The sequence below is a fragment of the Bradyrhizobium canariense genome, assembly GCF_019402665.1.
Taxonomy (GTDB): Bacteria; Pseudomonadota; Alphaproteobacteria; order Rhizobiales; family Xanthobacteraceae; genus Bradyrhizobium; species Bradyrhizobium canariense.
This window is the reverse complement of sequence record NZ_VSST01000022.1, coordinates 55,894-68,590: the sequence shown is the minus strand read 5'-3', so window position 1 is coordinate 68,590 and position 12,697 is coordinate 55,894. Positions and strand designations below refer to the sequence as shown.

The window sequence follows — 12,697 nt, the reverse complement described above, 5'->3', positions numbered from 1 at the left end:
CGGACGTGGTAACAGGTTGGTACGGAAGACGTCATGGGATCCGAATTAAGCAATAGGTGGTCTCTTTCTCTGTGGGCGTGCGGACTGGCTGTTCTGGGGGCAGCGATCTTCTATCTTGCGCAGTGGCATCAAATGCCGCTCTACCCCGACGAGGTTGCGCTCCGGCTCGCCAGGGCGCGATTTCTGATTGACGGCGCGTTCGAATATTCGCTGCTGCCGCAGTGCCCGTCGGTTGCGCGGGACGTCCCGGTTCTGCTTCGTCCCATCGCCTATCAATTCTCTGCTTTCGACGTCTCCTTTGGCTGGTCGCTGATCCGGGGAATTCCGTCGGCCGGTGTCATGCTCGCCGTGGCCGCCGCCTTGATCCTGCTCCGAGACCGCCGTGCGCCGGCCGCCGCGTTGCTCATCGCAGCCGGCTTCGTCGGTGTGGCCGGCGCCGGACTCGTGCTGTTTCGCATGGAGCTGCCGCTCATTCTCTTTGGTGCGGCATGTATCGTCGGATACACGCTTCTCCAACGCGATGGGACCCATCCGGTCGTGGTCTGCCTCTATCTTGCGCTCTCGACCGTGCTGGCGCTGTTCGCCTTCTTTGCCCATCTGCAAGGCCTCATTCTCGCACCGGTCGGGATCCTGCTTGCGGCGGGATTCATGGTCAGACAGCGCCCGGTCGCAGTGCGGATCTTCGCCGGCCTTTGCGCCCTCTGCATTGCGACCGGGGCGGTCGCGAGCACGGCCATTCCCGCGATCAAATGTCCGGAGCTTCCGCATGTGGAACGCTTCTTCGACACCATGACCCTGCCGGGCCTTGCAAAGCATGAAGGATGGCCCGCCGTGACGGACTATCTCGCCGACAAGGTCAATAAGTATCAACACCAGTTCCTGTTCGAACCGGCCTACGAGCACGGCTATTTGCCGGGCACGGAGACGGACAAGAGCAAGACGTTCTACGTGACGTTCAACGTCTTCATTTCGGTATTGGTTGTGCTCAACCTGCTGATTGCGTGCGGTCTGTTTTTCCATGGAGGCATCGAGACCCTTCGACGCCTGGTTTCGAAAGAGCACTCCATTCGTGATCGAGTGTTGCTATTGGTCGCGGCGCCGCCGCTCTACCTGTTCCTCGCCATCGCCGGGCATCTCGGCCTCTTCCTCATCGATGTGCCGACGAACTTCTATCGCGCTTTCTACATCAACTTCGCGCTTGTGCTCATCAATGCGCTCGCGCTCGGCCATCTCCGGGGCTTCGCGAGGGCGATGCTGTGGCCAATCGGCGCCGTCAGCCTCGCGGTCTGCGTCTTGTCGGCGAGCGTGACGCTGGACGAGATCAAGCCCAATTTCGTGGCCGGCTGGTCGGGACCGTCGATCCCGCTCGACACGGACTGGAATGCCGTGAGATCGAACGTGACGAAGTTTGCCGGCAAGTGCGGCATCAGGCCTCAGCAAGCGCACATCTTCATCGACGACATGACGTTCGACGCCATGAGGGCCCATCAGCATCTGATGCCGATCACCTATCTCGGCGTCGGCTACAATGCGCGCGATCCGGGGGCGAAGACGGTGGATCATTTCGTTCGAAGCTTCGGCGCCACCTTTGTGCTCGCGCGATGCAATTACTTCCCGGTATACAAGATCGATCCCGACGTCCGCATGGATGATCTCTGCTGCGCCAGGCTGTGACGCCTTCTCAAAACACCGATCGGGCAGGACGATGCTCATTGTTCGCGCGAAGCGCTTTTGTCTTCGCTGGCGCCGATCTCCGGACGATAGAACAGCAGGTTCCGGTCTGACCCGACGAGCTTGACGGAGGGCAGCAATTTGTCCCTGAGTGCTGTCAAATTGGCTTTCGTTGTTGCCTTCAGGGCGCATCGCGACTGGGTCTGGAGGTATCCGGTCGGACACGGGCTCTCCGTGGCCCGGTCATAAACAATGAGCGTCTTGGGCGATCGGGTTGCGCAGGCCAGGATGACATCTTCGATCGCGTGGCTGGCAAGGTTGCTCAAAATATCGAAATGGCCGCAGACCGTCTTCGGATTAACGTAGAAACTCAGGACCTGGTCGAAGGGCGACAGGAAGATCAGCGTGTCGTCGGGGCCGATATGTTCACGGATGCTCGCGACCCGTTCGCTGATCGGCTCCTCCGGTGCCACGAAGCCGATGGATTCGCCGAGCGAGGGCCAGTTGCTGATAGCGTAGTCATCGGCGAACAGTTTGCGGAAGGCTGCGGCATCTGACTTGTAGATGCTGCCGGCGACGGCAGCGATGCAGACGGCTACGACCGCGATGAAGGGTCTCATGCTCGCCGCGATCGGAGGCAGATAGAGCAGCAGCGCCGGCCATAGCAGCGTGTGAACCAGATAGAGATGCGGCGAGGACGGATTGTAGATGTACTTGACGATCAGCAGGCCCAGCACGGGCAGATAGCACAGCCGCAAGGTGCGCTCGGGCTTCAGAAACAGCAGCGCCAGGCCGAACAGACCGGCTTCGATGGCGATCAGGCTTGCAAAGAACCATAGCGCGTCCCTCGGTCCCAAGAAGGGCATGCCGATGTTGAAGAACGACAGCTGAACCGTCCGGATGATGTCGGGCGAGGTCCAGAACAGCATTGGATAGACCAGGGCGCAGGCGGCCAACGATCCGAGCAGGAGGATCCGCCGCATCAGCGTCAGCTGCATGACGGGGGCAATCGTCAGCAGTCCCTGGCCGACGAGGCCAAGAAGTGCGAACTCGGTATTCCAGAACAGCGAGGCGGCTGCGGCGAGCGGTAGCAGCAATAGCAGTCGCGTGTTCGCGGGATTTCTGCAGCACACGCAGATCGAGGCGAGCTGGAACAGCAGGCCCACATAGCGTGCCGGGCTGAAGCTCGCGGCGAGGAACACCGGGACGTAGGTGATGGAATAGAACGCGGCGAGGGACAGCGCGAAGGCCGCAACGGCCACCCAGCCGCTACGCCCGACCAGCAGAACCAGAAGCGCAATTCCGGCGATTCCCGCCAGCTCCGCAACCGGGAACGTCGAGAAGTAGGAGCTCAGCGTAGGACCGCCGTCCAGCCGCATGAGAGCGGCATGCATGAGCGTATTGCCGTATCCGTAGAGATAGGGAACGGCCCGATCGATTCCGTAGGTCAGAAGGTGCTGCGCCGGCACGAAGATGTAGGAGTGGTGAAACAGGGTGCGCCCGACCTCGCCCTGCCAGCCGGTGGTCGATACCAGCGAGTCCTGGAGCCCGCTCCATTCGTCGACCGAAAGGGAGAGCCCGGCGCAACTGAACGTCGCGGGCGGATCGTTCGGCGAGGGGACCTCTTCCGTGCCGTCCTTTGCGCCCATCTTGCTGAGACAGTCGGACATCTGGTCCCGGCTGATATCGATAGTCCCGGTTGAGGTCTTGAGCCGGAAACGGTCGACTGCTTCCAAGTAGTCGTTGGGAATGATGACCGGATACCAGGCCGCAAGAACAGGCCACGCCAGAACGGCGCACACCAGGAGTCCCGCGACCAGCGCCAGGCTCTTGCGGGCCAATGGCGAGATGCGGAACAACGGTCCGGAGATCGCCGGCATCGTTGCGGCCTTCAAGCGCGCGATCGACGCGGTGTTGAGTTGCGGCGAACGGGAGCTGCGCCGCGTCACGGCCAGCGTCGCCAGGACGGGCCTGCGCGCCAGCGTAAAGGTCAGATATGGCCAGGGCGCGAGCAGGATCAGCAGCATGACGATCGCGCAGGCAACGAGAATCTTCGCCGAAATGCCATAGGCGATCAGGAGATGAGCTGCGGACAGAGCGCAGATCCCCGCGATCAGTTTGCGAGGAATGCGATCGAGCTCTGGTTTTCCAAGAGGTGTCGCGAACCAGAAAACCGCCAAAGTGCCGACCAGCGACATCTCGACGAGCATGAAGAGGAGAAGTTGCGAGTTGAACGGCGGCGCGCCTTCCAATCGCTGGAATCCCGGCAGCAGCGTCCGCGTGATGAAGTCGGATTCCTGGAGAAAATGACGGATCGCTGCCGAATAGAGGGCGGCGCTCAAGTTCAGAAGGATCGACAGGCAGATCAGCGGAAGCGGCAGCTTCGTCAGCAGAATCTCCAACTGGTGTTTCAGGATTCCGGCCCGTTGGATGTCGATGTCCGAGGGGACGAAGGAGAGAGGATGATGCGCGAAATACCTTTGAAGGAGGACAATGGCGAACAGGCCGAGGAACCATTCAATGCGAATATTGACGATCGCCAACCACACGCGAAACAGAGGTGACGACCCGACCGAGACATGGATATTCTTCAGGTCACCGCGGAAACGTCTCAGGTCGTCGAAACCGATGCCAACCCTTGTGTTCCGCATGGAAAAGGGTTTGTCGAACCTCATCGCGTCGGGCCAAAGGCCATCGAGCGCGACGTCGACATAGCGTCCTCCGACGATGCGAATGGTCAGATGATGCCATGTTCCGATCGACAGTTTCGTGAACAGGGGTATGGCTTGGTACGGTACTCCATTGGCGCGGCTGCCGACGATGAGCGCGAGAACGCGACCGCCCAGCTCGACACGAAGGCCCTGATTGGCAGCGTCGGTCTGCAGCAAATTGGGATGGCCCGTTGTAGTCGAGACCTTGAAGTCGAGATCAAGCTTGAGCGCGGTGGACCGGTCGGACGTTCCGAGGGCTCCGAGGTCGAGCGGGGCCTGTTCCTCGGTGAGGCTTTGGTCGGAGACCACGGACCGGGTGAATACGAGGCCTTCGGGAATCAGCTCTCGCGACAGCATGGGCTGTGAGAGCACGGCTATCGCCAAGACGAGCAAAGCCAGGATGGCGATCGGGTCTCTCAGCAGCCACCTGTACGGGGCGTATCTACTGGCCGCTTTCGCTGAGACGGTCATGAAATCATCGCCTCAGTGCTGCCTATCGCTGCTGAGCTGCCGGAGAGAGCCAAATGTGGCGGGAATCCGGCCAATAATTTATTGCTCTTACAGCACGCGATCTCATCTTCAAAGACGGATCGGTCTGCTGTTCAAAGTCTTTTTGGATCCTTCTCGCTCGATGTGCAGCATTCTGCCCCCGGTTGTGGTCCGCTGAAGCTGCATCCCGGCACCGGATATGGGCTGCCGGACTGTTCGACGACCGGCGGAACCGATCGCGAGCACGGCAATTGATCGTCAGTTGCGGCCATCGTCGACCGCCAAGGTATCTTTTGGCGTAGCCGGCCCTCCCGGCTCAGGTTACTGAGCTTTCGTGGCGCCGATGCCAAGAGCTTTTGCACTTCCGTCACGGCATAGTTGCACCGCTCATCTATTTCGCAATAAGTCCACGAGAAGCAGGTTTCATGCCGCGCTTCGCGCACGGAAAAGGCTGGGGAACAATTGGAGCAGGAGAAATCCGATGACCAGACCCACCACTGTCCCCGCCGCGGTCATTCGGTAGAACGAGCCGCCGCTCGTCGTCATCACCGTTGGAGCCGCGACGATCTGGGTCTTTCGGCTGTCGACGGCAAGGACCGTCAGAGCCCTCGCGCTGTCCACAAGTGAACTCAGCCCGGTTTCGGTCAAGGCAAGGGCGGAGCGAAGTGCCGCGATCTCCTGATCGGTCTGTCCGTCCTGAGGCAGGCTTCCTAGGCGCTTGGTGATCATGTCGCGGGATTCGACCAGTTGCGACACGCCTTTCTCGATCAACGGCAAAGACGATCGAACGCTGTCGGTCAGCGGCCGCTCCTTCATCTCGTGATCAGCAAGCAATTGGTCCATGACCGCCGCGACAGCCTTCTGGGCCGCTTCCGCCCGCGGAAGATTGACCCGAATCTCGATGAGCGTCGGCTCTCTCAGGGTGCGGGCTTCAAGCGCGCCGGCTCCGCCGTACTGCCGCGCGGGAAGCAGGGTGGTCAGGTCTGGCATGGCCGCACGTGCAGCCACGGTTGTGGCAAACCCGGTCGACTTGATCCGCTCAATGAGCGAAAACGGTTCCTCCAGGAAGCCGTCCTTATTGGGTTTTCCAATGCTGATGACGGCGATCGCCTGGCTGCTGGCGACGGTGGTGCGCGTGGCGGCGAGGCCCGCGAAGAGGCCGAGAAGAGCTGCCACCAGCAGGATGATCACGGTTCTTCTGACGGAGATCGGTTTCGAACTTGCCTGCGACAGATCGGTCATGCTGGCCTCGAGAATCCATTGCGTTGGAAGGTAGCAATCGGCGACAAGCGGTCATCGCGACGGATCGCCAAGCGCGTGTCTTTCAGAATCCCCGGCATCGAAAACGCGCGATTGGTCAGGATCTCGACGGTCATGACGAACAGTAGGACGAAGTTGACGACGGGGCGCATCAAGGCGCCGGCGGTCAGTTGAAAGGCCACGGGGACCGTCGCGCCAGAGAGATAGGAGTAGCTATCGCCGAGGCTTTCGTTGAACAGCACCACGGCATCGATCGGAGCGAAGATCAGGCAGACGCAGGCGAGATAGATCTTGCTGTACGTCAGGCGGCAGAAGATTGGAACGAGGCAGGCATAGAAGATGAACGAGTAGCCGCCAACCCAGACGCCGAGATTGCTAATTGCGATAGTCGTTGCAGCCAGCGTCGTCTCGACGGAGATGCAGGCCCTCACGCGCCAGAGTGCGATGAACAGCGCAAGGATCGTCAGCCATTTCACCGTTTCGATCAGGGTGGCCATCGCGTCGATATCGAAGCCGGCGATCGAGAGTGTGCCTCCACTGTACTGGTAGAGCCGCAGGATGGTGCTGAAGGCCGAGACACTCGAGGGCAGGCCGAGCAGCTCGCGCGGCGAGAACAGGCTGAACTCCTGGGAGAATTGCAGGAGGTTCGTCACGAAGGTGAGGAACTGCGCGTCAAGCACGATGCCGGTGAGGATATAGATAGCGCCTGCCATCAAGGTGCAGGAAATCAGCTCTTTCGGCCTTTGTGTGACCACGAATGCGATCAGGTAGAGCGCAAAGTACGGCTTGATGTTGATCAGCATTCCGATCGCGAGCGCTCTTGCCCAGCCGAGGCTCGAGAGCGCCAAGGCGAGAAATCCCAGTACGAAGATGATCAGATTGCCGCGCTCCACCGTGAACAGGATCGGCGGGGACAAGAGTACCGCGACGAAAACCAGCGCCCTCTGCGGCCGCGTGAAGTCACGCCACAATGCGTCGCGGAAGACGAAGAGGACTGCGACGGCGTAGGCCGCAAGGACGTAGAGGAAAAAGGGCTGTGCCGCGTCCCGCAGGTTGAAAGCATCCGACTCGTGCGCGGCGCCGAACATCAGCCATCTCACGCTCTTCAGGACAAGAAAGTTGAGCGGCGGGTAAACCGAGTTCCAGGCCGTATAGCGCCCGGACTCGTCAGCCCAATACATCGTATGGAATAGATCCATAAACGTATCGGCCTTGTCGTACACGAACGGCGAGGCAAGGTAGCCGTTCTTCTTGAAGAACAGCCAGTAGTACACGCATCCCGCGATCTGAACGACGCAACATGCGAGAAGGAATGGCGTCGTTCGCTTGCTGCTCGCGGGCCGGATCAAAAATTGACCCTCTCTTTTTCCACGACGGTCGGCCGGCGCTGCACGTAGGTGTGGATCGAACCGATGTACTCGCCGAGGATGCCGACGAACAGGAGCTGAACCCCGAACAGGAAGAAGACGCCGATCATGATCGGGGCGAGGCCGAACGGAAAATCTTCCCAGAACATGAGCTTCAGCACCAGATAGCCTAGCGCCGCCAGGATGCTGAGAAAGCCGATGAGGAAGCCGAAGAAGGCGGCGATCCGGATCGGCACCTTGGAATGGCTGACGATGCCGAGCATCGCGATGTCGTAGAGCGTGTAGATGTTGTTCTTGGAGATGCCCCGCAACCGGCGCGGCTGCTCGAACGGGATCGTCTTGATCTCGTATCCGAGCTCGCAGATCAGTCCGCGAAGGTACGGGTAGGGATCGCCGATCTCGCGGACATGGTCCAGAACTTCCTTGTCGTAGAGGCCGAACCCGGTCGAATCGCTGAGCAGCGAGATGTCCGAGATGCCGTCGAGGAAACGGTAGTAGCTCTTGCGCAGCGAGTGGACGAGGGCATTTCCCATGCTGACGGGCTTGATCGCCATCACCAGCTTGTAGCCGTTCTCCCATGCACGGATGAACTGCGGAATGATCTCCGGAGGATCCTGAAGATCGGAGGCGAGATAGATCGTGGCCGCGCCGCTCGACTGGGTGATGCCGTGATAGGGCGAGCGGATGTGGCCGAAATTGCGGGTGTTGACGATCAGCTTGACCGCCGGATCGAGCGCGGCGAGCGTCTTCACCTTGGCAACCGTCCCGTCCCTGGACGCGTTGTCGATGAAGATGATCTCGAAATCGTAGGCGGTCTCGCCGGTTATCACGGCCTTGATGCGGCGATAGAGCTCGTCGACGTTGTCTTCTTCGTTGTAGCAGGGCGTGACGATGCTGAGCAGCTTGCGGTCAGTCATTTGAGGCGGCTCTCTTCGGGGTCGCGATGGTCAGCATGTTGCCGAGCTTGAGCCCGACGGCGACCTGTCCGAAGCTCGGAACGGAATTGACCTTGAGCCCCAGGGCCCACAACAGCTGCTTGAGAAGGAAGGCGATGGGGAAGTAGTTCACCGTCTTGGCCTGCTTGACCACGTCATAGCCGGCGATCTCGAACAGTTTGCGCATGGTTTTGAGATTGTAGATCTCGGGATGCTGCAGGCAGAAGGCCGGCCACTTCCAGCCGATCGCGCGGCGAAGCAGCGAGGACTCGTCGTGGGTGACGAGCATGACGTTGCCGCCAGGGGCGAGCTTTCCGCGGAGTTCGCGCAGCGTCGCCACGGGGTCGAGCAGATGGTCCATGACGTGAACCATCACGGCCACTGACGCAGCTCCATCCGGAACCTGCGAGAAGCCGAACATGTCGTGGATGATGTGGAATTTCGCAGCCCCCATCGTCGAGCTCAGGGCCGACTCGACGTCACGGTTGGGCTCGAACAGCCAATACTGGTCGAAGCGTCCGTCCTTGACGCAGTTCCTGGTGAACAGGCCGACGTCCGGGCCGACCTCGATGAAGCCGCCTTGAAGCGGCGCTGCGGACTTCAGCATGTCGAAATAGCCGCGCTGGGTGCGCTCGAGCGAGTCGAGCGGCACGACGTCCATGTTCGGCGGCATCTGCGCGTAGAGCTGCGCAAGCTGCGGCCCGGTGAAGAATGTCGGCGTGTACAGAAGTCCGCAGGTCTCGCAGCGATAATAGGAAAAGAAGACCTTGTCCTTGAATAACCCGTTCCAATAGGGAACCAGGGACTCGAAGTCCTTGGTCTCGGCGGGGACCTCGGAGGAGATCTCCGGCTTGGCCGGCGGCTTGCTCCCGCAGATCGGGCAGTGTCTGGAAAGATAGCCGTTCTGGATCATTCTCTGCTCGTCGGTGCAGCGGCAAACGTGATCCTGCTGTGCCAGAAATAGCTGGTGACCACCACCGCAAATGCGAAAAACGTCTGCCCCCAGACCGGTGAAGCGCCCAGGACTTCGACGAGAAAAGGCAGCGCAACCAGGTTCAGGAGGAAATAGCCCAAATGAAATGACGCGAACTTCCCACTCTCGCGAAGATAATTGCCGCTGGTGCGAAAGACCAGAAACTTGTTGGTCAGATAGGAGAACGTGACGCAGGTGACTTGGGTGATGCCCAGGACGACCATGTAGTGAAGCTTCAGCGGCGCGAGCAGGACGTACAGGATCGGATAGGCCGCGAGGCCGAAGCCGGTGTTCAGTGCGCCCGCAAACAGGAAGCGGATCTTCGTCTCGTGCTGACGAAGGTATTTCCGAGCATCCCATGCCTGCGAGCGCACGGCCGCCACCATCACTCTTCGATCGTGTCGATGATCATGCTGTCGCGGAACACGTCGCGCGGCAGGAATGGCGAGAGATCTTCCAGCGGCGGCGACACGATGCGCCCGTCCGGCAGCGCCTTCGCGCCAAGCTTCGGTTCGAACTTAGTATTCTCGTCGAGCATGATCTCGCACACCGCGGGACCGTCGACGCTCATCGTGCTGTTGATCGCCTCGGCCATGTCCTGATGGCGAGAGCAGCGCCGATAGGGGAAGCCGAACGCCTTGCTGAGCGGCTCGAAGTCGGGGAAGCTCACGCCGCTCTTCGGTCCGCCGCCGATCTCGACGCCGTTGAAGAAGTTGCGGTGCGTCTGGAAGATCGAGACGTAGCCGTTGTTGTTGAGAATGAAGATCTTGATCGGCAGGTTCATGCCGATGATGGTCTGCATCTCCTGCAAGTTCATCATGATGCTGCCGTCACCCGCGAGGGCGACGATGGGCTTGCCGCCGGAAGCCTTGCAGGCGCCGATCGCGGCCGGCAAATCGTAGCCCATGGTGGCGCAGCCGGAATTGGTCCACAGCCGCTGGCCGCGCTTGATGTCGGCGACCTGGAAGCTGATCACGCAGGCGCTGCCGTTGCCGGTCACGACGATCTGGTCCTCGTCGAGCTCGTCGAACAGTCTCTTCATGAAGCAGTAGGGATTGACGAGCTGGTTGTTCCAGTACTCCGGCAGCACGGTCGGGAAGCGGGCTTGCTTGTCCTTGGACCAGGCCAGCCAGGTGCGGTGGGCCTCAGTCGGCCCCGCATAGGGCATCTCGGCGAGCACCGGAAGCAGGTCGGTCAGGCTCGCCAGGATCGGCATGTCCGGCTTCACCGACGGCTTCTTGAACTCGGTCTCGTCGATCTCGACCCAGATCTTGTAGGCCTCACGGGCGAACATTTTCCAGTTGTAGCTGACCTGGCGGATGTTCAGCCGGCTGCCGAGTACGAGCAGGCAGTCGGAGTTCTGGACGACGAAATTGCCGCCGCGATCGCCGAGGCTGCCGGGCCGGCCGACATAGGTCGGATGTGCGTCGTAGATCACGTCGTGCGCGTTCCAGCCGGTAACCACGGGAATGCCGAGCTTGTCGATGACCTTGAGGAAGGCCTCGTGCTGGCCGCTGAGGCGAACGCCGCCGCCGGCGAACACGACCGGGCGCTTGGCGGAGGCGACCTTCTCGAGGATGGCCTTGCAGACGGTCGAAAGGTCGGTCTTCTTCCAGGGCTCGTCGAGCTCGGAGGGATCGAAGCCTTGCAGCGTGTCGGGATCGATCTTGGAGGCCTGCACGTCGAGAGGGATGTCGAGCCACACCGGACCCGGACGACCCGCGGTGGCGATGTAGAAGGCCTTCTCCAGATGATAGCGGATCGTCTTGGGATCGGTGACCATCGCCGAATATTTGGTGATGGGACGAATGAGCTCCTCGATATCTAACTCCTGGTCGCCGTACTGACGCAAGGGCAGGCCGGTGCTCCTGACTGTGGTCTCCCATTTGACCTGACCAGAGATGACGACCATGCCGATGGAATCGACGAAGGCGCCATAGACGCCGGTGATGGCGTTGGTGCCGCCGGGTCCCGATGTCACATTGACCACCGCTAGGCGGTTGGTGAGGCGATAATACGCCTCGGCGCCCATCGCGCAGGCCTGCTCGTGGTGGTTGAAAACGGCTTCGAGCTGCTTGTGGCTGCCGAACGAGTGGTTGAGGTGCATGGCACCGCCGCCCGTGACCATGAACACGTGGCGAACGCCAAGCTCGACGACTTTCTGCGCTACCCAGTCCGATAACTTCATCATTTTTGTGGTTTCCATCCGTGCCAGAGGGCCGTTCGGCGGATCGCCTCGTCCAATGTCACAGTTCTGTACAGGCCCAGCTCTTTGGTCACAAGATCGGTTTTCGGCACGTAACGGCCCGGATTCCAGCCCGCATCGGCCGCACCCAGCACCTTCACCTCGCCCGTCCCGAGCAGACGGGACGTCCGTACGGCCAGTTCCTTGATCGAGATCGATTCGTCCGAGCCGACATTATAGGCTTTGCCCGGCGCCCCCCGCACGAGCAGGTGGAGCAGCTGAACCGTCAGATCGGATGCGTAGAGATAGGACCGGCAGGGCCTTCCGTTGCCCTGTACGACCACCGTCTGGCCGCGCATGGCGTCGAGGATGAAATTGCCGGCGGCAAAATGAATGTCGAGGGCGAGGTACGGGCCGAGCAGGGCGAAAATTCTGGCAATCGAGACGTTGAGGCCGAACTGCTTGCGGTAGATGCCGCACAGCATTTCGGCGGCACGTTTGCCTTCTGCGTACGCATTCTTCGGGTCGGTACAGTCCGGCGCGCCGATCCAATCCTCGCCGACCTGGGTCATCTCCCAGGGCTGCCGCCCATAGATCGCGCCGGAGCTCAGAAACAGGCAGCGGCCTGCCTGTTTTTCGATCGCCAGATCCAGCGCCCGCCGGGTTCCCTGGACCACCGTGCCGAACATCTGGCGCGGGTCCCTTTCGTTGAGCTCGGCGCTGGCATCGGTCGCCGCGTGGATCACGTGCGAGAAGGCCCCTTCGGGGCTGGCGAAATCCGAGGTGTCGCCACTGACGAAGTGGAAGCTCTCGTAACTGGCGAGGTGCGGTGCCTTACGCTGGAAGGCGGCGGGATTGCGCGTGAGAACGGTGACGTTCAGGCCGAGCCCAAGTTCGGTGTCCGCGTAGCGTAAGGATTCGAGCAGCCAACAGCCGATGAAGCCGGTGCCGCCGGTCATGAAGATGCTGGCATTTTTCAGCTGCGCCCAGACCTCCTTGCCCACGGCGTCGGCGACGAACTCAAGGTCGCTCGTCAGCGACCAATCGGAACCTGCGTTCGTCTCGGACGGAGCTGTCATGTCTGGCCTATGAAGTGTGTGCCAACC

General features: G+C 60.9%; 9 protein-coding genes. 1 reads left to right on the top strand and 8 read right to left on the bottom strand.

All coding sequences use genetic code 11. The annotated features are described in order from the left end of the window. Nucleotides 1–132: 132 nt before the first annotated feature. On the top strand, nt 133–1,674 hold the full coding sequence (locus tag FXB41_RS13570; protein ID WP_219682115.1) for a hypothetical protein: 1,542 nt from the start codon (nt 133–135) through the stop codon (nt 1,672–1,674). Nucleotides 1,675–1,709: 35 nt separating this feature from the next. Here the strand turns inward: FXB41_RS13570 and FXB41_RS13565 are convergent, their stop codons facing one another. The 8 genes from FXB41_RS13565 to FXB41_RS13530 form a co-directional block, all read right to left on the bottom strand. Further along, nucleotides 1,710–4,754, bottom strand: coding sequence for a hypothetical protein (locus FXB41_RS13565; RefSeq protein WP_219682114.1), 3,045 nt, complete (start codon nt 4,752–4,754; stop codon nt 1,710–1,712). Between the two features lie 540 nt (nt 4,755–5,294). Next, nucleotides 5,295–6,113, bottom strand: coding sequence for a hypothetical protein (locus FXB41_RS13560; protein ID WP_219682113.1), 819 nt, complete (start codon nt 6,111–6,113; stop codon nt 5,295–5,297). Then, complete coding sequence (locus FXB41_RS13555) at nt 6,110–7,405, bottom strand: glycosyltransferase 87 family protein (RefSeq protein WP_219682112.1); 1,296 nt, start codon at nt 7,403–7,405, stop codon at nt 6,110–6,112. The genes FXB41_RS13560 and FXB41_RS13555 overlap by 4 nt, the downstream gene beginning before the upstream one ends. 71 nt (nt 7,406–7,476) lie before the next feature. Then, nucleotides 7,477–8,415: a glycosyltransferase family 2 protein gene (locus FXB41_RS13550; protein WP_219682111.1), complete on the bottom strand. Its 939-nt coding sequence runs from the start codon at nt 8,413–8,415 to the stop codon at nt 7,477–7,479. Continuing rightward, a complete protein-coding gene (locus FXB41_RS13545; RefSeq protein ID WP_246648809.1) occupies nt 8,408–9,346 on the bottom strand; it encodes a class I SAM-dependent methyltransferase in 939 nt (312 codons plus the stop codon). Before FXB41_RS13545 ends, FXB41_RS13550 begins: the two co-directional genes overlap by 8 nt. After that, nucleotides 9,343–9,792: a GtrA family protein gene (locus tag FXB41_RS13540; RefSeq protein ID WP_219682153.1), complete on the bottom strand. Its 450-nt coding sequence runs from the start codon at nt 9,790–9,792 to the stop codon at nt 9,343–9,345. The genes FXB41_RS13545 and FXB41_RS13540 overlap by 4 nt, the downstream gene beginning before the upstream one ends. After that, nucleotides 9,792–11,597 carry a thiamine pyrophosphate-binding protein gene (locus FXB41_RS13535; protein ID WP_219682110.1) on the bottom strand — a complete coding sequence of 602 codons (1,806 nt, stop codon included), beginning with the start codon at nt 11,595–11,597 and terminating at the stop codon, nt 9,792–9,794. Before FXB41_RS13535 ends, FXB41_RS13540 begins: the two co-directional genes overlap by 1 nt. Then, the gene (locus FXB41_RS13530) at nt 11,594–12,670 is read right to left on the bottom strand and encodes an NAD-dependent epimerase/dehydratase family protein (protein WP_219682109.1); all 1,077 of its coding nucleotides are present in this window, start codon (nt 12,668–12,670) and stop codon (nt 11,594–11,596) included. Before FXB41_RS13530 ends, FXB41_RS13535 begins: the two co-directional genes overlap by 4 nt. Nucleotides 12,671–12,697: the final 27 nt, after the last annotated feature.

Coding starts and splice junctions, on each gene's coding strand:
- FXB41_RS13570 (WP_219682115.1), top strand. CDS start 133: ATGCCGCTCTACCCCGACGAGGTTGCGCTCCGGCTCGCCAGGGCGCGA.
- FXB41_RS13560 (WP_219682113.1), bottom strand. CDS start 6,113: ATGACCGATCTGTCGCAGGCAAGTTCGAAACCGATCTCCGTCAGAAGA.
- FXB41_RS13550 (WP_219682111.1), bottom strand. CDS start 8,415: ATGACTGACCGCAAGCTGCTCAGCATCGTCACGCCCTGCTACAACGAA.
- FXB41_RS13545 (WP_246648809.1), bottom strand. CDS start 9,346: ATGATCCAGAACGGCTATCTTTCCAGACACTGCCCGATCTGCGGGAGC.
- FXB41_RS13540 (WP_219682153.1), bottom strand. CDS start 9,792: ATGGTGGCGGCCGTGCGCTCGCAGGCATGGGATGCTCGGAAATACCTT.
- FXB41_RS13535 (WP_219682110.1), bottom strand. CDS start 11,597: ATGATGAAGTTATCGGACTGGGTAGCGCAGAAAGTCGTCGAGCTTGGC.
- FXB41_RS13530 (WP_219682109.1), bottom strand. CDS start 12,670: ATGACAGCTCCGTCCGAGACGAACGCAGGTTCCGATTGGTCGCTGACG.